At 63.0% G+C, this 17,977-nt stretch carries 19 protein-coding genes; 4 read left to right on the forward strand and 15 right to left on the reverse strand.

The genetic code is table 11. From position 1 onward, the window contains the following. Positions 1-31 precede the first annotated feature (31 nt). Together AO356_RS25010 and AO356_RS25015 are read right to left on the reverse strand one after the other, a co-directional pair. Positions 32-766 carry an SDR family NAD(P)-dependent oxidoreductase gene (locus AO356_RS25010; RefSeq protein ID WP_060742058.1) on the reverse strand — a complete coding sequence of 245 codons (735 nt, stop codon included), beginning with the start codon at positions 764-766 and terminating at the stop codon, positions 32-34. A gap of 312 nt (positions 767-1,078) precedes the next feature. Continuing rightward, positions 1,079-1,285: a tautomerase family protein gene (locus AO356_RS25015; RefSeq protein WP_060742059.1), complete on the reverse strand. Its 207-nt coding sequence runs from the start codon at positions 1,283-1,285 to the stop codon at positions 1,079-1,081. A 128-nt stretch (positions 1,286-1,413) separates the two neighbouring features. On the opposite strand from AO356_RS25015, the gene AO356_RS25020 reads away from it, so the two are divergent. Continuing rightward, entirely contained in the window at positions 1,414-2,337 is a 924-nt protein-coding gene (locus AO356_RS25020) for a LysR family transcriptional regulator (RefSeq protein WP_060742060.1), read from the forward strand. A 51-nt stretch (positions 2,338-2,388) separates the two neighbouring features. Here AO356_RS25020 and AO356_RS25025 read toward each other — a convergent pair whose 3' ends face one another. Next, positions 2,389-2,823, reverse strand: a complete 435-nt coding sequence (locus AO356_RS25025; protein WP_060742061.1) for a nuclear transport factor 2 family protein — start codon at positions 2,821-2,823, stop codon at positions 2,389-2,391. A 320-nt stretch (positions 2,824-3,143) separates the two neighbouring features. Beyond that, entirely contained in the window at positions 3,144-4,040 is an 897-nt protein-coding gene (locus AO356_RS25030; protein WP_060742062.1) for a LysR substrate-binding domain-containing protein, read from the reverse strand. A 90-nt stretch (positions 4,041-4,130) separates the two neighbouring features. Between AO356_RS25030 and AO356_RS25035 the strand changes: the two genes are divergently transcribed. The 3 genes from AO356_RS25035 to AO356_RS25045 all read left to right on the forward strand — a co-directional run bounded on the left by AO356_RS25035 (position 4,131) and on the right by AO356_RS25045 (position 8,392). Next, positions 4,131-5,546 carry an MFS transporter gene (locus AO356_RS25035; RefSeq protein ID WP_060742063.1) on the forward strand — a complete coding sequence of 472 codons (1,416 nt, stop codon included), beginning with the start codon at positions 4,131-4,133 and terminating at the stop codon, positions 5,544-5,546. Beyond that, a complete protein-coding gene (locus AO356_RS25040; protein WP_060742064.1) occupies positions 5,543-6,817 on the forward strand; it encodes a glucarate dehydratase family protein in 1,275 nt (424 codons plus the stop codon). Before AO356_RS25035 ends, AO356_RS25040 begins: the two co-directional genes overlap by 4 nt. A gap of 390 nt (positions 6,818-7,207) precedes the next feature. Beyond that, positions 7,208-8,392, forward strand: coding sequence for a porin (locus tag AO356_RS25045; protein ID WP_060742065.1), 1,185 nt, complete (start codon positions 7,208-7,210; stop codon positions 8,390-8,392). A 251-nt stretch (positions 8,393-8,643) separates the two neighbouring features. On the opposite strand, the gene AO356_RS25050 is transcribed toward AO356_RS25045, so the two are convergent. The 11 genes from AO356_RS25050 to nirS form a co-directional block, all read right to left on the reverse strand. After that, positions 8,644-10,140 carry a nitrite reductase gene (locus AO356_RS25050; RefSeq protein ID WP_060742066.1) on the reverse strand — a complete coding sequence of 499 codons (1,497 nt, stop codon included), beginning with the start codon at positions 10,138-10,140 and terminating at the stop codon, positions 8,644-8,646. Continuing rightward, positions 10,137-10,979, reverse strand: a complete 843-nt coding sequence (gene cobA, locus AO356_RS25055) for a uroporphyrinogen-III C-methyltransferase (RefSeq protein WP_060742067.1) — start codon at positions 10,977-10,979, stop codon at positions 10,137-10,139. The genes AO356_RS25050 and cobA overlap by 4 nt, the downstream gene beginning before the upstream one ends. 40 nt (positions 10,980-11,019) lie before the next feature. Next, complete coding sequence (nirJ, locus tag AO356_RS25060) at positions 11,020-12,198, reverse strand: heme d1 biosynthesis radical SAM protein NirJ (protein WP_060742068.1); 1,179 nt, start codon at positions 12,196-12,198, stop codon at positions 11,020-11,022. 114 nt (positions 12,199-12,312) lie between these two features. After that, positions 12,313-12,882, reverse strand: a complete 570-nt coding sequence (locus AO356_RS25065) for an Lrp/AsnC family transcriptional regulator (RefSeq protein WP_060742069.1) — start codon at positions 12,880-12,882, stop codon at positions 12,313-12,315. Further along, a complete protein-coding gene (locus AO356_RS25070; protein WP_060742070.1) occupies positions 12,857-13,300 on the reverse strand; it encodes an Lrp/AsnC family transcriptional regulator in 444 nt (147 codons plus the stop codon). The genes AO356_RS25065 and AO356_RS25070 overlap by 26 nt, the downstream gene beginning before the upstream one ends. Beyond that, on the reverse strand, positions 13,293-13,805 hold the full coding sequence (locus AO356_RS25075) for an Lrp/AsnC family transcriptional regulator (RefSeq protein ID WP_060742071.1): 513 nt from the start codon (positions 13,803-13,805) through the stop codon (positions 13,293-13,295). Before AO356_RS25075 ends, AO356_RS25070 begins: the two co-directional genes overlap by 8 nt. After that, on the reverse strand, positions 13,802-14,260 hold the full coding sequence (locus tag AO356_RS25080; protein WP_060742072.1) for an Lrp/AsnC family transcriptional regulator: 459 nt from the start codon (positions 14,258-14,260) through the stop codon (positions 13,802-13,804). Before AO356_RS25080 ends, AO356_RS25075 begins: the two co-directional genes overlap by 4 nt. 2 nt (positions 14,261-14,262) lie before the next feature. After that, on the reverse strand, positions 14,263-15,441 hold the full coding sequence (locus tag AO356_RS25085; RefSeq protein ID WP_060742073.1) for a cytochrome D1 domain-containing protein: 1,179 nt from the start codon (positions 15,439-15,441) through the stop codon (positions 14,263-14,265). Then, positions 15,438-15,740, reverse strand: coding sequence for a c-type cytochrome (locus tag AO356_RS25090; RefSeq protein ID WP_237140833.1), 303 nt, complete (start codon positions 15,738-15,740; stop codon positions 15,438-15,440). Before AO356_RS25090 ends, AO356_RS25085 begins: the two co-directional genes overlap by 4 nt. Positions 15,741-15,946: 206 nt before the next feature. Then, positions 15,947-16,255, reverse strand: a complete 309-nt coding sequence (locus AO356_RS25095; RefSeq protein WP_014339157.1) for a c-type cytochrome — start codon at positions 16,253-16,255, stop codon at positions 15,947-15,949. Positions 16,256-16,279: 24 nt separating this feature from the next. Further along, positions 16,280-17,959, reverse strand: a complete 1,680-nt coding sequence (gene nirS / locus AO356_RS25100) for a nitrite reductase (RefSeq protein WP_060742075.1) — start codon at positions 17,957-17,959, stop codon at positions 16,280-16,282. Positions 17,960-17,977 lie beyond the last annotated feature (18 nt).

Genomic DNA, 17,977 nt, shown 5'->3' on the forward strand with positions numbered 1-17,977 from the left:
TCGCGAGCAAGCTCGCTCCCACAGTTTTTTCCTACCACTTACCGGTGCTCATCCCGCCGTCCACCGGCAGTATCGCGCCAGTCGTGAAATCAGCGCCCGCCAGGTACAACACGGCCTCGGCAATTTCCTCGATGGTGCCCACGCGACCGGCCGGGGCCAGGTTGTCGAGGAAGTCGCGGTGCGCCGGGTCATGCATGGGTGTGTCGATGATGCCGGGGGCGACCGCGTTGACCTTGATGTTGTGGGGCGACAGTTCCAGGGCCAGCGCACGGGTCATCTGGTTGACGCCGCCCTTGATCAACACGGGCAGCGCAGCCGGCACCTGGATGTTCGGTTGCAGCGCCACGGCGGCTGAAATGTTGATGATGAAGCCGCGCTGGCGCCCGATCATGTGCGCCGCTGCGGCCTGGCTGGCGTAGACGAGGCCCTTGAGGTTGGTGTCCAGCAGCGCGTCCAGGTCCTGGGGGCTGTATTCGACGAAGGGTTTCGGCAGGAAGAAACCGGCGTTGTTCACCAGCCCGTCAACGGCGCCAAACGCCTCGACAGCTTGGGCGATGAGGGCGGTTGAAGTGGCCGGGTCAGCGATGTCGCCGGCCACGGCCATGAAACCGGCCGGGTGGCCGAGCTGGGCGGCGGCAGCGTCCAGCCCGGACTGAGAGCGGGCATTGCCCACCACGTTATACCCCCGGGCCAGGAACGCCTTGACCAAACCCAGGCCGATCCCGCTGGAAGCGCCGGTGATGATGACGGTTTTGTTGAGGCTCATGATTGACTCCTGATCATTGAATGGAACCGATGCGCCTGTATGGCGGTGGTTGAGATCAGGGTATTGATGCCTCAGGGTTTGATAAATAAGGCTTCTGGTACTTGAGTTGATACTTCATGTAATCAATGGCAAGGGCAGCACATAACCCCTGTGGGAGCGAGCTTGCTCGCGATAGCGTCAGGTCGGTCGGGAGTGATGTTGACTGACACGCCGCCATCGCGAGCAAGCTCGCTCCCACAGTGTTGTTGGGTTGTCGGATTGGCAGGCAGAAAAAAGCCCGGTCAATCGGACCGGGCTCGCAAGGGTGGGAGATTATTCCTTGGGAAGACTTCGATACTCGGTGGTCGTCATCCCCGCATAACCCCAGTTATCCGTATCCACTTCCTCGATCACGATATGGGTCAAGTGAGGGTCCTTGCCCAGCACGCGCTGGAGGGTTTCGGTGATTTCGGCAATCACCTGGGTTTTCTGTTCACGGGTGACGCCATCTCGGGTAATTCGCACATTGACGAAAGGCATGTTGCACTCCAGCTGATGGGAAATGGACGCAGGACAACGCCCGCGTGTTGCAAGGCCACTGTATTTATACGCCACGGGCTGATAAACAGGCCTTTGGAAACTTCAGTTGATACGCGGTGTAACGAATCATGAAGCGGCATTTCGAAGACCTGCAGTTGGGTAGCATAGAACTGTTCTGCCTCGCGGCGGAGGCGGGCAGTTTCACGGCCGCGGCGCAGTTGGCGGGGGTTACCCCGGCGGCGGTGAGCCGCTCGATCTTTCGCCTGGAAGAGCGCCTGGGCTCACGGCTTTTCGTGCGCACCACCCGCAGCATCCGCCTGACCGAAGCCGGCAAGACCTATTTCGAACAATGTCGACAAGCGCTGACGCAATTGGTCGAGGCGCAACAGGAAATGATGGGCGCGCAATCGGTGCCGTCCGGGCAACTGCGCATCAGCTTGCCCACCACCTACGGTCATCACCGCATCCTGCCCTTGCTCCCGGCTTTTCGGGCGCTGTACCCGCAGGTCAGCGTGGACCTGCACCTGAGCAATCGAAACATCGATTTCGTTGCCGAAGGTTATGACCTCGCCATCCGGGTACGGGCCCAGCCGGACTCATCGATGATCGCCCGGCTGCTGGAAGACGCGAAACTGGTGGTGGTCGCCTCCCCGGATTACCTGCGCAAGGCCGGCACGCCGCAGGTTCTTGAAGACCTGGACGACCACGAGTGCATCCAGTTCGAATTGCCCAGCAGCGGACGACGGATATCCTGGTTGTTCAATGTCGAGGGCAAGGAAAAGGAGGTGTTCGGCGAAGGAGGGTATTGCTGTTCCGACGATGTGCTCGGCGGCGTGACGCTGGCCAAACATGGCGCCGGCTTGTTCCAGACCTACAAATTCATCGTGGAGCAGGAGCTGGCCAATGGGCAATTGGTGGAGGTACTTGCGCCTTTTTCGGGGCGCTCGCGTCCGTTTACCTTGCTGTATCCCCATGGCCGGTATGTGCCGCAACGGGTGCGTGCCTTCGTGGACTTCCTGTTGGAGTACCGGCAGCACTGGTCCGGAGCCTGACAAAACCCCCTCCCCACAATGAATCACATCAGTTTTGCGTTCAGCCAGCGATCAGAACCGAAACGCCTGACGGCCGATCAACAGCCACTTGCCATCTTTCTGCTTCTGCCAGATCTGGAAGTTCTCGATTTCCGTTGGCACCACTTCCGTGCCTTTGAGCGCCTGTGCCGAGAAGTGATTGCGCACCAGCGCAGTGTCCCCGGACAAGGTGATTTTCTGGTTCTGCATTTCCAGGGTCTTGAATGCGCTCTTGCCCGTTTCGATGTCGGCGATGAAGGCTTTCTTATCCTGGATGTTGCCGCTGGAGTGCCCGTAGGTGAGGTTCTCGGCGGCCAGGGCCTGGAGTTGGGGGATGTCTTTATGCAGCATGGCCTGGGTCAGGTGGTCGACGGCCTGGGCCACTTCCTGCTCGGCCGATGACGTGGCTGCCGCTGCGTAACCGCTGAACAGGCACAAGAAGCTGACGATCAATGTCGCTTTTTTCATGGGGATTTCCTTGTTGTTGTAGGTATCCGGAGCGTATGAGGGCTTGGTCGCTCTCGTCTGTCATCGTACAACTTGTCGAAGATAACGGGAATAGCCGAGTCGTTGGGCAATGTGCGAAATCAACCTGGCCTGGTCAAAAGCACCTCGGGGGATCGACAACAATGTGGCGAGGGAGCTTGCTCCCGCTGGGCTGCGCAGCAGCCCCAAAAAAACAACTCAATGAACCTGACACGCCTCGGCACCCATTCCAGGGGCTGCTTCGCAGCCCAGCGGGAGCAAGCTCCCTCGCCACAGGAGACTCTTTAGCCGTGATGGCGCATTCACAACCCTTCGCGCACCGCCCCACGAATCCCCTCCAGCAACATGGTAAACGCCGGATTATCGTTGTCCTCGCGCCACACCAGGTGCAACTCGCTCTGGACCCCTTCGCCCAGGTCGATCTCACGAAACACCACCTGCTTGAACACCACGCTGGTGGCGCACCGCGGTACCAAGGCCAGGCCCATGCCGGCGTTGACCAGGGCCAGGATCGTCAGCGACGATCCCAACCATTGGACGAATTGTGGCGCGACCCGGGCCGAGCGGAGCATGCCGGTGAGCAGTTCGTTGAAGGGCGGGTAGGCGGAGTGCGAGTACATGAGGAACGGCTGGGCGTCCAGGTCCTGGACGCTCACCGTGTCGGCAGTCGCCAGGGGATGTCCGGCGGGTACCGCCAGCACGAAGGGCTCGCGCACCAGGCACTCGGTGGCATAGCCGGTTTCCAGCAGCGGCGAGCGGACGATGCCCAGGTCGATGCGCCGGGCACGCAGGGCTTCGTGCTGCTGGTAGGTGTTCATCTCCGCCAGGACGATTTTGACTTGGGGCTGTTTCAGCCGGGCCTCGGCAATCACTTTGGGCAAGAACTCGTACACCGCGCTGCCGACGAAGCTGATGGTCACCGAACCGATGTCGCCCTGGGCGAAACGCCGGGCCGCCACGGCGGCTTGTTGTGCCTGTTCCAACAGGTTCTGCGCTTCGATGAAAAACGCCCGGCCGGCGGCGGTGAGTGCCACGCTGCGGGTGCTGCGGGTGAACAGTTCGACGCCCAGGTGATGTTCCAGCAATTGGATCTGCCGGCTCAGCGGTGGCTGGGTCATGTTCAGGCGTTCGGCGGCGCGACGGAAGTTGAGTTCGGTCGCCACGGTGGTGAAGCAGCGCAACTGGGCCAGTTCAAACATTGATTCAATCCAGGTATCAATCAAGTGCCAAGTTAGATTAGACGGGAACAATCCACCGCGTCCATCATCGTCCCGTTCCCCACAAAAACAATGATCGGGAGGCACCCCTTGAATAACGTAACGGACTCCACCCATGACAGCACCCTGGCGCTCGCGGCGGCCAAGGTCAAACGTCATGTACTGCCGTTGGTGGTGGTGATGTTCATCGTCAACTACATCGACCGGGTCAACATCGGTTTCGTGCGCAGTCACCTGGAAACCGACCTGGGCATCGGCGCTGCCGCCTATGGGCTTGGCGCCGGGTTGTTCTTTGTCGGCTACGCGCTGTTCGAAGTCCCGTCCAACATGCTGTTGCAACGCTACGGCGCGCGGGCCTGGCTGACGCGCATCATGTTCACCTGGGGCGCGGCGGCGATGGCCATGGCCTTTGTGCAAGGTGAAACCAGCTTCTATGTGCTGCGCTTCATTCTCGGCGCCGCGGAGGCGGGCTTCTTTCCCGGCATCATCTACTACTTCACCCAATGGCTGCCTGCCAACGAGCGCGGCAAGGCGATGGCGATCTTTCTCAGTGGTTCGGCCATCGCCTCGGTGATTTCCGGCCCGGTGTCTGGCGCCTTGCTGCACATCAGCGGGATGGGCCTGCATGGCTGGCAATGGATGTTCCTGATCGAAGGTTTTGCCTCCATCGTGCTGTGCGGGTTTGTCTGGTTCTGGCTGCAATCGCACCCGAGCCAGGCCAAATGGCTGACGGCTGAAGAGAAAGCCGTATTGATCGCCGCCATCGCCGAAGAGCAGCGGGCCCGGGAGGCCGCGCAAGTGATCAAGCCGTCGATGTTCAAGTTGTTGGCCGACCGACAGATCGCGCTGTTCTGTTTCATCTACTTTTCCATCGCTCTGACCATCTACGGCGCCACGTTCTGGCTACCGAGCATGATCAAGAAAATGGGGGGGCTGGGGGACTTCCAGGTCGGTTTGCTCAATTCCATTCCGTGGATCATTTCCATCGTCGCGATGTACGGCTTTGCCGCCCTGGCCGGCAAATGGAAATTCCAGCAGGCCTGGGTCGCGGTGACGCTGGTGATCGCTGCGTTCGGCATGTTCATGTCCACCACTGGCGGGCCGATCTTTGCCTTCGTGGCGATCTGTTTCGCGGCCATCGGTTTCAAGGCGGCCTCGGCGTTGTTCTGGCCGATTCCCCAAAGTTACCTGGATGCCCGTGTCGCGGCGGCGGTGATCGCCTTGATCAACTCCATCGGCAACCTCGGCGGCTTCGTCGCGCCCACGGCTTTCGGTTTCCTGGAACAGACCACGGGCTCCATCGAGGGCGGCCTGTATGGGCTGGCCGCGACCTCGCTTGTCGCCGCCGTGGTGATCTTTTTCGCCCGCACCGCGCCGAAGCGCGACACCCCGAACTCACTGTCCGGTCGGCCCGAAACCGTTGCCGAAGCGAATCAGCTGGAAAAATCGCAAGCCTTGAAACCTGGCCCATCGGGAGCCGCTGTATGAAGATCAAACGCGTCACCGTGACACCCATCGCTTTTCGCGATCCACCCTTGCTCAACGCCAGCGGTATCCATGAGCCGTTCGCGCTGCGCTCGATTATCGAGATCGAGAGCGACAACGGTTACATAGGCTTGGGGGAGAGCTACGGCGATGCCCCGGCCCTGGCAATCCAGCAGCAGTTGCAGAGCCAGTTGATCGGCCTGGACCCGTTCAACCTCAATCAGTTGCGGGCCATTGTCCAGGCGACCGTCGCCGCGCAGAAACCGGCCAGCGTTGCCGGTGCCGAACTGGCACCGGGCTCCCATGCGAGCAAGGCGGTGAGCAATGCCTACTCGGCGTTCGAAGTGGCCTGCCTGGATTTGCAGGCCCATTACCTGAACGTGCCGCTGGTGGACCTGCTGGGCGGCGCGATTCGCGATGAGATCCCGTTCAGTGCCTACCTGTTTTTCAAGTACGCCGAGCACATCGATTCGCCGTACCCGCCCGACAGTTGGGGCGAGGCGCTCAACGAACAGCAGATCGTCGCCCAGGCCCGGCGGATGATCCAGGACTACGGCTTCAAGAGCATCAAGCTCAAGGCCGGCGCCCTCGATCCGGAACATGAAGTGGCGTGCATCAAGGCGCTGAAACAGGCCTTTCCCGGCTACCCGTTGCGCATCGATCCCAATGCCAACTGGTCCCTGGAAACCTCGATTCGCATGGCCGAGCTGCTGGGGGATGACCTGCAGTATTACGAAGACCCGACGCCAGGGCTGGAAGGCATGGCCGAGCTGCACAAGCGCACGGGGCTGCCGCTGGCGACCAATATGGTGGTCACCGATTTCGATGAGTTCCGCCGCAGCGTGGCCCTGGACAGCGTGCAGATCGTCTTGGCCGACCACCATTACTGGGGTGGTCTGCGGGATACCCAGGCCCTGGCGAAAATGTGCAGCACCTTCGGCCTGGGCGTATCGATGCATTCGAACTCGCACTTGGGCATCAGCCTCATGGCCATGGCCCACGTGGCGGCCGCGGTGCCGAACCTGGACTACGCCTGCGACACCCATTACCCGTGGCAGGAGCCGGATGAAGAAGTGATCAAGGGCGGCAAACTGCCGATTGTCGACGGCTGCGTGAAGATCACCCGGGCGCCTGGCCTTGGCTTGGAACTGGACCGGGATCAGCTGGGCAAGCTGCATGACCAGTTTCTCAGTTGCGGTATCCGTCAGCGCGACGATGTGCGGCAGATGCAGCGCTACCGGCCGGAGTGGAAGACCGTCAAGCCGAGGTTCTGAGCTGATAGCGAGGGGGCCTGCTGCGCAGGCCAGCGGGAGCAAGCTCCCTCGCCACAAAAGCTACACGGTGCAAACCTGTGGGAGCGAGCTTGCTCGCGATAGCGGTGAGTCAGCTTGCATCGATGTTGGATGCACTGTCGCCATCGCGAGCAAGCTCGCTCCCACAATAAGCAGGACAACCGGCCCACACCCAAAGTATCGCACCCGTCGGCAAGGCAGTCTTACACCCAAGCTGTCGCGCCCCTCGACCTCGCCGTCTTACACCCAAACTGCCGCGCCGGGCCGGCGCTGCCAAAGCATTCGCCAATTGCCTCCAAGGCAGCGTATGACGCGCCCTGGCACCTTTCGATAATCGCCTCCGACATCCCGTCCCCTGTTGCGGAGCGCGCCATGCACAACAATAAAAATACCTGCCTGCGTTTTTTGCCTGCGGTCATCGCCGGTCTTTCCAGTCTGGGCCTGACGTCTTGGGCCAACGCTGAAATCATGCTGTACGACAAGGACCAGACCACTTTTTCCACCGACGGCTACATCAACGCCTTTTACGTCAACAGCGACGTGGACCGCGCGGGTGAGCAGTACGACCGTCGGCAGGCGCGGGTCAAGATGGGCTTTTTGCCCAACTACCTGGGCTTCAACATGGGCAAGCAGGTCGATGACCTCAAGCTCGGCGCCCGGGCTTCGTTCTGGGTGACCATCAACGACAGTGAAACCAATGGCACCGACACCGCCATCGACGTGCGCCAGTTCTACGGCACCGTGGCCAACCCGGAGTGGGGCGAAGTGCTGATCGGCAAGGACTTCGGCCTGTTTGCCCGCTCCAACATCCTGCTGGACGAACTGCTCGCCGGTTATGGTCAGGTCAGCGATACCCTGGGGCTGGTGGACGGCGGTGGCGTGTCGTTCGGCAACATCGGCAGCGGTTACCCGTACCCGTTCCCGACCTCGCAGATCACCTACCGCACACCCGTGATGGACGGGCTGCGGGTGGCGGTGGGGATCATGGACCCGGTGGACACCAACGACAACAGCGCTACCGGCAAGGCCTATCAGGAAAACCCGCGCACCGAGAGCGAGATCACCTACCAGTTCGACCTGGGCGGGGCGAAGATCTACAGCTGGCTCAACGGCAGCTACCAGACCTCGGACAACACCGATTCCACCGTCGAGTCGGTAACTTCCAAAGGCCTGGGGTATGGCGTGCAGGCGAAGATGGGTGGGTTGTCGCTCACCGGTTCGGGGTTCCAGGCCAAGGGCATCAACCCGTTCTTCACCAACAACGCCGGCGAAGCCACCCTGCGCAATGTCGACAGCAAGGGCTACCTGTTGCAGGGCTCGTACAAGCTGGGCAAGAACCGTCTGGCGCTGTCCTACGGCAAGACCGATGACGACGGCAACGGCGTGGTAGGCAGTGGCGCCGATTACGAAACCCGGGGCATCGCGCTGTTCCACGATATCAACGACAACCTCAAGCTCGTGGCCGAGTACAACCAGTTCGAAATCAACGGCCACGACACCAGTGCGCAGAACGAAGACACCGACACCTTTGCGGTAGGTGCGGTGCTCACCTGGTAAGGGTGACCCCCTGGCTGCGCACATAACCCTGTGGGAGCTAGCTTGCTCGCGATGGGGTCAAGTCAGTCGGCATGGATGTTGACTGACCCGCCGCTATCGCGAGCAAGCTCGCTCCCACAGGATGTTTCACTGATGTACCCCTCCGATCGCTTTTGTGGCGAGGGCGCTTGCTCCCGCTGGGCTGCGCAGCAGCCCTGAGGCCTGGTGCCTCGGGTCGATTGATATTGGGGCTGCGCATCAGCCCCCTTTTTTCAGTGGGATGTCCCCTCGGCGAATTCGATCTTGTTGCCGACGTTGTACTTGCCCGAAGGCTTGTTCATGGGCAGGCGCTTGATTTCCTTGAGGGTGTTGCTGTCGTAGACGATCAGCGCGCCATCGGTGTCCCAGATACTCAGCAGCAAGTAGCGCCCGTCGCGGGTGAACTCGACGTGGGCGGCGGTCTTGCCGGGCATGGGCCGCAGGGTGTGGGCGATTTCCAGGGTCTGTTTGTCGATCAGGTGGATGGCATCGTTGTCGAGGCCGAAGAACACATCGGTCCAGGCGTAACGAGAGTTGGCATGGCTGCGCAGGAAGAAACCCGGCCCCAGGGTGGGGATCTGCTTGATGACTTTCCAGGTGTCGAAGTCGATCACCGAGATCAGCCCCTTGCTGATGTTGGGTGTGGCGAACACCCAGTGCCCATCGCGTTTCCAATAGGTCCCCGAGCCCAGGTGCGGCATGCCTGGCAGCGCGATGTCGGTGACGATCCGCCCTTTGTCGAGGTCGATCACCTGGCCGCCCTGGGCCTTGCGTGAGGTGGCGAGCAACTGCCGGTAGTCGGGCGAGAAGGAAAAGTCGTCGAGATAATCCTCGGCTTCGATCCGCCTGGGCACGAAGTCCGGGTTCGGCCCGGTGGACAGCTCCCAGACCTCCTTCACGTCCTTCAAGGCCACGATGAAGCTGTTGCGCGGCGGCGCGGTATAGACCGCACTGACCCGCGAGGCCTGGCCGTCCAGCCCCACCGTTGCAACCGTCTTGACCAGCGACAGGTCGCGGGCATCCAGCACCACCACGTTGCCCGGCAGGGTGTTGCCCACCAGCACCCAGCGCCCGTCCTTGCTCACCGCCAGGTTGCGGGTATTGAGCCCGGCCCGCACCTCGGCGATGAGCGTGAGGTTGTGCAAGTCATACAGACTGATCCAGCCGTCCCGGGAGGCGAAATAGACGAAGCGTCCGTCCGGCGAAAATTTCGGTCCGCCATGTAGCGCGAAGTGTGAGGCGAAGCGCGCCAGGACCTCGAAGCGATCCCCGTCGACGATATCGACGTGATGGTCGCCAGCCTCCACCACCACGAACAGGTTCAGCGGATCGGCGTGATGCTGGGGTTTGTCGGGCAGGGTGGCGACATCCGCCAGCAGGCGATGGCTGCGGCGAGTGTCGTCCTCGCTCCAGGTCGGTTCGACGGCAGGCGGACGTTGGAGATAGTGGGTCAGGCCATCGATCTGCGCGGGCTCCAGCACCGCGCCGAATGCCGCCATCTGGCTGGCCGGGCGTCCATGCTCGATCACCTGGCGAATCTCGTCGGGCTTGATCCGGCTCAGGCTCTGGGGCAACAGCGCCGGCCCGGCAGCGCCGATGCGATTGACCCCGTGGCACTGCTGGCAGTGTTGCTGGTAGTTGCGTTCGGCCAATGCCAGGTCCGGTTCAGGCGCCGTGGCAGCGTGGACGGCACCGATCCACAGCAACGGGGCAAGCCAGCCGATTCTCATGATGCCACCCTCGCGATACCGGGCTGGAGCGGTATGCCCGGGTGCAGGCGCGCCGGATGCTCCAGCAGTTGATGGGCAAACAGGCCGACCACCTTGCCGATCACCGTCAAGGTCGGCAGGCCTTCGGCGCACGTCAGTGCCATCTCCGGCAATTGCTGGAGGGTGCCACGCAGGACCTGCTGGTCGGGTCGCGTGCCGTTGCTGATCAAGGCCGCCGGCGTGTCGGCCGCCAGGCCCGCTGCGATCAGCCGCGTGGCGATGGTGCCGAGGTTCGACAAGCCCATGTAGAACACCAGGGTCTGGCTGTCATCCGCCAGGCTTTGCCAGGGCAGGTTCAAGTCGCCTTCGCGTTGCAGATGACCGGTGATGAAACGACAGGAATTGACCATGTCGCGATGGGTCAGGGGAATCCCGGCATAGGTGCTGCAACCGGCTGCGGCGGTGATGCCGGGCACCACCTGGCAATCGATACCCCGGGCCAGCAGATACTCCAGCTCCTCGGCACCGCGACCGAAGATGAACGGATCACCGCCCTTGAGCCGCACCACCCGTTGGCCCTGGTCGGCCAGGTCGGCCAGCAGTTCGTTGATTTGTGGCTGGGGCAGGCTGTGGCAGCCGGCGGCCTTGCCGACGTAGTGCCGGGCGCAGGGCAGGGGGATCAGGTTGAGCAGTTGCGGGCTGATCAAGCGGTCGTAGACCACCGCGTCGGCCTGCATCAACAGGCTCCAGGCGCGCAAGGTCAGCAGGCCCGGATCACCGGGGCCGGCGCCGACCAGGGCGACTTCACCCGGTCTGAAGGGTGATTGCAGGGCAGCGGGCAAAACGATGGAGGCAGGCATGGGACTTCCTTGGTTCGTCATCAGGTTCGCCGTCGGTTTATCAGGCGCAGGGCATCGCAACGCTGGGAATCGCGTGCAGGCCAATTTCGTCATCGTTGAGGTGGCAGCCGGGGTCCTGGCCCCACAGGTCGCCGTCGGCCCAGGCGCGGGTGCGGGTATTGCCGTTGCAGATGTCCAGCCAGCGGCATTGCCCACAACGGCCGCCCACGGCCCGTGGATGTTCGCGCAGCTTCAGCAGCAGGGTATCGGGGCGGTCTGACCAGAGTGTCTTGAACGGCGTCTGGCGCACGTTGCCCACCGAATGCTGCCACCAGTACGTGTCGGGGTGGACCTCGCCGGTATTGTCGATGTTGGCGATGCCGCTGCCCGACGCATTGCCGCCCCAGGCCCGCAGCATCTGCTCCAGTGCGGCGTAGTGCTGGGGCATGCGCCGGGATACCCACTGCAGCAACAGGATCGCATCGGCGTCGTTGTTGCCGCTGACGAAGTCACTGTCGCGGCCCTGTTCGATGTCGTGCCAGGCTCGCTCGAAGATCAGGGTCATGGCCTCGCGACCCATCTGCTGGTGGGCATCGAGCTTGCGACTGCGCTTGCCCCGGCCGCTGTAGTTCAGATGCGACAGATAGAATTTCTGTACGTCGTACTCATCCATCAAGTCCAGCAAGCGCGGCAACTGGGCGTGGTTGTGCTGGGTGAGGGTGGTGCGCAATCCGACCCGGATGCCTTGCTCGCGGCAGAGCCGGATGGCCGCCATGGAGCTGGCGAAGCTGCCCTTGAGCTGGCGGAACTCATCGTGGGTCGCTTCCAGGCCGTCGATGCTGATGCCGACGTAATCGAAGTTCGCCGCGGCAATCTGTTGGATATTGGAGGCGTCGATCAGTGTGCCGTTGGTGGATAGGGCCAGGAAAAAGCCCTTGCTGCGGGCATAGGCACTGAGTTGGAACAGGTCGTCGCGCAGCAGCGGTTCGCCGCCGGACAGGATCAGCACACGCACCCCGGCGTCATGCAAGTCATCGATGACCTTGAGCGCCGCCGCGGTGTCCAGTTCGTCGCGAAACACGCTGTCGGCCGACGTTGCATAGCAGTGCTTGCAGGTCAGGTTGCAACGCCTGAGCAGGTTCCAGATCACCACCGGCGGGCGGTGCTTGCCCGGTGGCGCGACGCGTGGGGCAGGGCATTGCCCGGCCAGGGCTCGCAGGTAGTGGCTGATCCTCAACATAAAGCGCTCCTTCGATTTCGATCGACGTGCGGGTTCAGCGCGGCTTGCTCCCGCGTTGTGGGAGCAAGGGTTGGTGGGAGCAAGGCTTGCCCGCGATGAAGCCGATGCGCTCCTTCATAAAACCGACGCCCCTGTTTCGCGAGCAAGCTTTGCTCCCACAGGCGTCAGGCGCAGGCCGGTTTTCTTCAGGATGCGGCTGCTCACCAGCATGTCGTCGGCGGCGCAGGCGTCCCCCAGCAGGTAGCGCAGGTGTTCGCGGTAGCTGTCGATTTCTTCGCGGCTGCGGCCGTGGACCATGGCGAACAGGTTGTAGCGCCAGCCGGGCCGGCGCGGCCGCCGATAGCAGTGGCTGACGAAGGGCTGCGCCCCCAGCAGCGCGCCGAGGCGCGAGATGTCGGCGTCGGCCACGTCCCAGACCGTCATGCCGTTGTGGCGATAACCCAGGCGGTAGTGATTGGGCACGGCGGCGATCCGCCGGATCGCCCCTTCGGCCTGCAGGCGCTTGAGCAGGTCGAGGGTGGATTCCACGCTCAAGCCCAGTTGCTCGGCCAGCCAGGCCCAAGGGTCTTCGAGCAAGGGCAGGCCGGCCTGGGTCAGTTCCACCAGGCGCAACGCCAAGGGCGTTTCATCCAGCCGTGGTGGCGCTTGCCACGCAACCTCAGACGGGGAAATACAGGCCGACATGGTAGGTCTCCTCTTTGGGCAGGTTCAGTGGCACCAGGCCGGTCAGGTGTTCGATGCGCCGCAGGGTGTCGTCGATCGCCTGTTCGCTGGGGCAGGCGAGCACGAACCACATGTTCCAGGTGTGCTCGCGGCGGTAGTTGTGGGCCACTTCGGGCATGTCGGCGAGCAGCTCGGCAATGGCTTCGAAGCGCGGTTCGGGCACCGCCAGCGCCGCCAGGGTGAACGCGCCACCCAGGCGGTCGATGTCGAACATCGGGCCGAAGCGGGTGAGTACGCCGTCGTTGAGCAGTTCGTGCAGGCGGTCGAGCAATTCAGCGCTGCTGCTGTCCAGTTCCTGGGCCAGGGCTTGCCAAGGATGGCGGACCAGCGGCAGGCCCAGTTGCAGGCGATTGATCAGGCGGCGGTCGAGGTCATCCATCGATACGGGCTCCGACCGGTGCGGCGTAACGTGCGCCGCATTGCTTGAACAGGTGCGTGCTGAACAGTAATTGATGGGGCAGGTCGTCCAGCAAGTGTTCTTCCAGCAGCGCCTGGACCTGGGCTTCGACGCGGTCGCGCTGGCGACCGTGGATCATGCAGAACAGGTTGTATTGCCACTGTGGCAGGCGCCGCGGGCGCTGGTAGCAAAGGTTGATGCCGGGGGCCTGGCCGAGGCGCCGACCGACTTCATCGACCAAGGCGTCCGGCACGTCCAGCACCAGCATGGCGTTGGCGGCAAACCCCAGGGCGCGATGGTTGACCACCAGGCCGACGCGCCGGAACAGGCCCTGTTCGTGCCAGCGCTGCACCTGCTCGAGCACCTCGGGCTCGCTGGCCTCGATCTGCTCGGCCAGGGCCTGGAAGGGCCGCGATGTCAGGGGCAGGCCGGTTTCCAGCAGACGGCGCAGCGCCAGTGACTGTTGCTCGCTCAGGGCGTTTTTCATGGGGTGGCCTCCAGGGCAAAGCCCAGGTCGATGCGGTAGGCGGTGAGCATGGGCAGGTCCAGTGGCGTGAGACCGGTGTCGTGTTCCAGTTCCTGGAGGATGTTGTCCAGGTGGGGCCGATTGGGGCCAGTCAGTACGAACCAGAGGTTGTAGCGATGCTCCCGGGCATAGTTGTGATTGACTTCCGGGTATTGGCTGACGCGTGCCGCCACCTGGTGCAAGCGGTCTTCGGGCACGGCCAGGGCGGCGAGGGTGCTGGCTCCGGCCCGGGTGTGTTCGAACACCGGGCCGACGCGCGATAAGGTCCCGGCCACGTGCAGGTGGTGCAGGCAGTCGATGACCTGGGTTTCGCTGCAGCCCAAGGCCTCGGCCATGGCTTGATAGGGCTCGGCGCACAACGGCAGGCCATGCTGGAATCGATCGATCAGGCGCCGGGCCAGTGAGTTGATTGTCATGGTCAGTACCCCGGCTTGTGGGCGCGGCTGCTGAAGAAAATGCCGCTGGGGCTCAGGGCCGGGAGGCTGCCCAGGCGTTCGAGGCGATAAGGGTCCCAGACCTGCACCTGACCGCCATCCCGGGCGGACAGCCACAGTTGGTCGCCTCGGGCGGTGAACTCCATGTGCAGCACTGCCGGACCCGGCCGCAGGTCGGCGACGATGGCGTGGGTCTGGGTGTCGATGACCTGGACGCGGTCGTTGTCCGGGTAGGCGAAGTTGACCCACAACTGCCGGCCATCCGGTCGCGCTGTGACGAACACCGGTTGACCGGCCACGGCGATGGCGTCGGTCTGTTGCCAGTCCTGGGCGTTCATCACCAACACTTGGTGATGCCCGACGGCGGGCACGAAGGCTTGCCGGTCGGCGATGGCCCAGCCTTCCAGGTGCGGCATCTTGTACACCGGGAGCCGCTCCTGGCCGCGCCCGTAATGCCCCAGTACCCGTTTCACCCCGCGTTCCGGGTGCCAGAGATCGAGTTGGGCCATGCCGTCTTCACCGAACAGACCGGCCATGTAATAACGCCCGTCCGGGGTGATCAGGGCGTCGTAGGGTTGTTGGCCAATGGCGGTGAAACGCTCGATGCGCGGGGTGAGGCCCAGGCTGAAATCGACGCTCCAGATTTCGCCGGTGTCGAACAGACTGAACACGAAGCGTTGTCCCGGCGCATCCACCAAGCCAACCACCCGTGAGCGCTTCTGGCCGCCCTGCAACGGCGTGGCCGGGATGTCGGCGATCTGTTCCAGGGTCCGGGCATCGAACACCTTGACGCCGCCGGGCTCGTAGTTGGAAACGGCGATCAGTTTGCCGTCCTGGCTGATCGCGCCGCCGATGCTGTTGCCGCCCTGGATGATCCGGCGTTCGACGCGCGCACTCAGCAGGTCGACCTTGCTCAGGCCGCCATCACGGCCGAAGACATAGGCGTAGCGCTGGTCGCGGGAAAACACCACCGAGGCGTGGGACAAGTCGCCCAGGCCTTCGACGCGGCCCAGGGCGGTGCGGGTGTCGCTTTCGATGATTTGCAGGCTGCCGCTGGCGCGCTCCACCACCACGCCCAAATCGCCGGTACCGCGCAACGGTGTCTGGGCGCAACCGCAGAGCAGCAGGGCGATGGCGGTGGAGGACAGGAAGGAACGGATCATGAGGCGGGTTTTCCTTGAAGGAGCCGGTCCACCAGCCAGCGAATGTCGTCGGGCGCAAGCAACGCTGCCCAACCGGGCATGGCGCTGCCGGGCCGTCCGAGGGTGACGGTGGCGATGAGGCTGTCGCGGGATTTTCCGGCCAGGGCTTCGTGGGTCAGGGGCGGACCGAGGCCGCCGGTCAGGTACAGGCCGTGGCAGGCGCCACAGTCCTGGTCCAGCAGATGTTGCAATTGGGCCTGGCGCTGGCTGTCGGGAGCGGCCAGCACGCAGGAAGAGAAAGCGAAGAGGAGGGTGGTCATCGAGATTGCGGTGTTGTGTCGTTCCATGACGCCTCCTGATCAAGAAATAAAGTTGAGCGCGGTCCCTGTAGTGAGGGAATTTATGTGGGAGCAAAGCTTGCTCGCGAAACAGCCGCCTTGATCTCTGAAGGACCGCACCGCCCCCATCGCGGGCAAGCCTTGCTCCTACATACAACCCCTTGCCACAGAGCTGGACTCCTTGAGCGTTATTTAAGGGTCAAGACCCACGCAGCCAGGATCTTGGCTTCCTCTTCCGTCACGGGGTTGGCCGGCATCGGCATCGGTCCCCAATTGCCTTGCGTGCCTTCCTTGATGTGCTTGGCGAGCAGATCCTGGGCCCCGGCGACGCCAGCGTTTTTCGCCGCGACCTCCTTGAGCGCCGGGCCCACCACCTTGGTGTCGATGGAATGGCAGGCGGCGCAGGGCTTGCTCTTGAACAGCGTCGGGCCGTCTTGCGCCAACGCCGGCAGGCTGTAGGCGGCAGTCAAGGCCAGGGCAATCAGAATAGGCTTCATGGTTTTTCCTCTTATTGATGGGGCTCAATAGATGTCGTGTTGGGTGTTGTAGACGTTGAATTTCCCGGTCGGGGTGATCAGGCGCTTGTCCTTGATCACGTTCTTGACCTTGAGGGTCTTGTCGTCGATCACCACCAGCGCCGACTCGTCTTCCTGGCCACTCCAGACCGAGAACCAGACCTCGTCGCCGGCCTTGTTGTATTCCGGTTGCACCACGCGTAGCGCGCCTTTCTCGATGCCGGCGTATTCGGCGATCGGCAGCACGGTGTAGCCGGCGTCGAGCTTGTCGATGTTGAACACCGCCACCGACTGGCTGAGCTTGGCGTCCGGGCTGAGGGTGGTGTCGACATACAGGTGGCGCGAGGCGGGGTGGGTCTTGATGAACAGCGAGCCGCCACCCTGGCCCTGGAGCGAACCGACCTGCTTCCAGGCGTATTGCGGATGCTTGATCGGGTCGGTGCCGATCATGGAAACCCCGGCATCGCCCAGGTGGCTGGTGGCCCAGACCGGTCCGTAGAGTGGATGGTTGAAGTTGGCGCCGCGCCCCGGGTGCGGGGTCTTGCCGACATCCACCAGGGCGGTGAGCTTGCGTTCCTTGGAGTCGATCACCGCGACCTTGTTGGAGTTGTTGGCGGCCGTCATGAAGTAGCGGTGGCTGCTGTCCCAACCGCCGTCATGGAGGAACGGCGCGGCGTCGATGCTGGTGATGGTGAGGTTCTTGATGTCCTGGTAGTTGACCAGCATCACCTTGCCGGTTTCCTTGACGTTGACGATGAACTCCGGCCATTCGTGAGAGGCGATGATGGCCGCGACCCGTGGCTCGGGATGGTATTGCTGGGTATCGACGGTCATGCCCCGGGTCGAGACGATCTGCCTGGGCTCCAGGGTCTCGCCGTCCATGATGGTGAACTGCGGCGGCCAGTAGGAACCGGCGATGGTGTACTTGTCCTCGTAGCCCTTGAACTTGGAGGTCTCCACCGAGCGGGCTTCGATGCCCACCTTGATTTCCGCCACCTTGGTCGGCTCTTTCGGCCACAGGTCGATCATGTCGATCTTGGCATCGCGGCCGATCACCAGCAGGTAGCGCCCCGATGCGGAGATGCGCGAGATGTGCACCGCATAACCGGTGTCGATCAGCTTGACGATCTTCTTGGTATCGCCGTCGATCAAGGCGATCTTGCCATCGTCGCGCAGGGTGACTGAAAACAGGTTTTGCAGATTGAGGTTGTTGAGCTGCCGGGTCGGACGGTCTCCGGGTTTGACCAGGACCTTCCAGGTCTTGAGGGTTTCGGCCATGCCCCATTCAGGTGGTGTCGGCGGGGTGTGCTGGATGAACTTGGCCATCACCGTGATCTGGTCTTTGGTCAGGGCGTTGGAGGTGCCCCAGTTCGGCATGCCGGCGGCGGAGCCGTAGGTGATCAGCGCCTCCAGGTAGGCCTGGCCGCGGGACTGGGTGATGTCGGGTGTCAGCGGTTTGCCGGTGGCGCCTTTGCGCAAGACCCCGTGGCAGCCGGCGCAGCGCTGGAAATAGATTTCCTTGGCCGAGTCGAAGTCGGCCTGGCTCAGGTCCGGTGCGCCTTCGGTCTTGACCACGCGGGACGGTTCCGGCGTGGTGGGTTGGTCGGCGAAGGCGTAGGGAGCAACCAGCGCTGTACACAGCGCCGTCACCCTCAGGGCCCACGTTTTTTTGTGGCTGATCAGCATTCCATTTCTCCTCAGGCA

This window comes from Pseudomonas fluorescens (assembly GCF_001307275.1).
In the GTDB taxonomy this organism is placed as follows: domain Bacteria; phylum Pseudomonadota; class Gammaproteobacteria; order Pseudomonadales; family Pseudomonadaceae; genus Aquipseudomonas; species Aquipseudomonas fluorescens_AA.

Bases quoted from the DNA above. Each gene is read 5' to 3' on its own strand.
- AO356_RS25010 (WP_060742058.1), bottom strand. From the start codon at position 766: ATGAGCCTCAACAAAACCGTCATCATCACCGGCGCTTCCAGCGGGATC.
- AO356_RS25015 (WP_060742059.1), bottom strand. From the start codon at position 1,285: ATGCCTTTCGTCAATGTGCGAATTACCCGAGATGGCGTCACCCGTGAA.
- AO356_RS25020 (WP_060742060.1), top strand. From the start codon at position 1,414: ATGAAGCGGCATTTCGAAGACCTGCAGTTGGGTAGCATAGAACTGTTC.
- AO356_RS25025 (WP_060742061.1), bottom strand. From the start codon at position 2,823: ATGAAAAAAGCGACATTGATCGTCAGCTTCTTGTGCCTGTTCAGCGGT.
- AO356_RS25030 (WP_060742062.1), bottom strand. From the start codon at position 4,040: ATGTTTGAACTGGCCCAGTTGCGCTGCTTCACCACCGTGGCGACCGAA.
- AO356_RS25035 (WP_060742063.1), top strand. From the start codon at position 4,131: ATGATCGGGAGGCACCCCTTGAATAACGTAACGGACTCCACCCATGAC.
- AO356_RS25040 (WP_060742064.1), top strand. From the start codon at position 5,543: ATGAAGATCAAACGCGTCACCGTGACACCCATCGCTTTTCGCGATCCA.
- AO356_RS25045 (WP_060742065.1), top strand. From the start codon at position 7,208: ATGCACAACAATAAAAATACCTGCCTGCGTTTTTTGCCTGCGGTCATC.
- AO356_RS25050 (WP_060742066.1), bottom strand. From the start codon at position 10,140: ATGAGAATCGGCTGGCTTGCCCCGTTGCTGTGGATCGGTGCCGTCCAC.
- cobA (WP_060742067.1), bottom strand. From the start codon at position 10,979: ATGCCTGCCTCCATCGTTTTGCCCGCTGCCCTGCAATCACCCTTCAGA.
- nirJ (WP_060742068.1), bottom strand. From the start codon at position 12,198: ATGTTGAGGATCAGCCACTACCTGCGAGCCCTGGCCGGGCAATGCCCT.
- AO356_RS25065 (WP_060742069.1), bottom strand. From the start codon at position 12,882: ATGTCGGCCTGTATTTCCCCGTCTGAGGTTGCGTGGCAAGCGCCACCA.
- AO356_RS25070 (WP_060742070.1), bottom strand. From the start codon at position 13,300: ATGGATGACCTCGACCGCCGCCTGATCAATCGCCTGCAACTGGGCCTG.
- AO356_RS25075 (WP_060742071.1), bottom strand. From the start codon at position 13,805: ATGAAAAACGCCCTGAGCGAGCAACAGTCACTGGCGCTGCGCCGTCTG.
- AO356_RS25080 (WP_060742072.1), bottom strand. From the start codon at position 14,260: ATGACAATCAACTCACTGGCCCGGCGCCTGATCGATCGATTCCAGCAT.
- AO356_RS25085 (WP_060742073.1), bottom strand. From the start codon at position 15,441: ATGATCCGTTCCTTCCTGTCCTCCACCGCCATCGCCCTGCTGCTCTGC.
- AO356_RS25090 (WP_237140833.1), bottom strand. From the start codon at position 15,740: ATGACCACCCTCCTCTTCGCTTTCTCTTCCTGCGTGCTGGCCGCTCCC.
- AO356_RS25095 (WP_014339157.1), bottom strand. From the start codon at position 16,255: ATGAAGCCTATTCTGATTGCCCTGGCCTTGACTGCCGCCTACAGCCTG.
- nirS (WP_060742075.1), bottom strand. From the start codon at position 17,959: ATGCTGATCAGCCACAAAAAAACGTGGGCCCTGAGGGTGACGGCGCTG.